This window comes from Streptomyces sp. NPDC002690, assembly GCF_053592415.1.
Genome location: NZ_JBSFVR010000742.1, coordinates 1 through 1278, shown reverse-complemented (window position 1 = coordinate 1278; position 1278 = coordinate 1). Strand labels below are relative to the sequence as shown.

At 77.2% G+C, this 1278-nt stretch carries 1 protein-coding gene; it reads right to left on the bottom strand.

The window, feature by feature from the left end:
• A partial coding sequence (locus ACWD3D_RS37215; protein WP_451465046.1) for a beta-ketoacyl reductase occupies positions 1 to 1278 on the bottom strand: 1278 nt, incomplete at both ends.

Below are 1278 nucleotides of genomic sequence, written 5' to 3'. Positions count from 1 at the left end.
CCGTCGGCGGCGCCGGGCCGGCGCGCGCCGACCAGCGTGGCGAACAGCGGTGGCATGGCCGTGCCCTGGCGGCGCAGCGTCGCCGCGTCGTACTTCACCGGGACCAGCACCGGGCCGCCGGCGGCGCGCGCCGCGTCGAACAGGGCCAGCCCCTGCGCCTCGGACAGGCCGAGCACGCCGGAATTGGCCATTCGGGTGACGTCGGTGTCCGTCAGGTGGCCGGCCATACCGCGTCCGAGCCACATGCCCCAGGCCAGCGACTGGGCCGGCAGCCCGAGGCCCTGGCGGTAGGCGGCGAGGCCGTCGAGCAGGGCGTTCGCGGTGGCGTAGTTGGCCTGGCCGGCCGAGCCGAGGGTGCCGGCGACGGAGGAGAACAGTACGAACATGGCGAGGTCGAGGTCACGGGTCTGCCGGTGCAGGTTCCACGCCGCGTCGGCCTTGGGCCGCAGCACCGCGTCGAACCGCTCGGGGGTCAGCGACCCCAGCACCCCGTCGTCGGTGACGCCCGCGCAGTGCACGACCCCGGCGAGCCGCTGCCCGGCGGGGATCGAGGCCAGCAGCGTGGCGAGGTCCTCGGCGGAGGCGACGTCGCAGGCGGCGAGGCGCACGTCGGAGCCGAGCGCGGTCAGCTCCTCGGCGAGGTCGGTGGCGCCTTCGGCGTCGGCACCGCGGCGGCCGGCCAGGATCAGGTGCCGTGCGCCGTACCCGGTGATCAGGTGCCGGGCGAACAGGCTGCCCAGGGCACCGGTTCCGCCGGTGATCAGGACGGTGTCCTCGGGTCCGAAAGGCGCGGGCCGCGCTCGGTCGACGGCGGGGACGACGGCGGTGGCGCGGACCAGGCGGGGACGCAGGAAGCGGCCTGCCCGCACCGCGAGCTCGGGTTCGCCGGTGGCCAGCGCCTCGGCGAGTACCGCGGCCGGGCCGCCGTCGGTCCGGCCGGACGGGACGTCGACGTCCAGGAGCAGCGAGCAGCCGGGGCCCTCCAGTTCCGCGGAGCGCAGCAGACCCCACAGTGCGGCGCCGACCGGGTCGGTCACGGTTTCGTCCGCGTCGGCGGACACCGCGGACCGGGTCACCGCGACGACGCGGGTCGCGCTCAGCCGGTCGTCCTCGGCCTTGGCCCGCAGCACGGCGAGCAGCGTGTGCGCGGCCGCCCGGAGCGCCGCGGGCACGTCCGCACCGGCATCGGTGAGGCAGGGCACGATGACGGCGTCCGGCCCCGGGGCGCCGACGGGCAGCGCCGCCAGCAGGGCGTCGAGATCGGGGTGGGCGGACGCC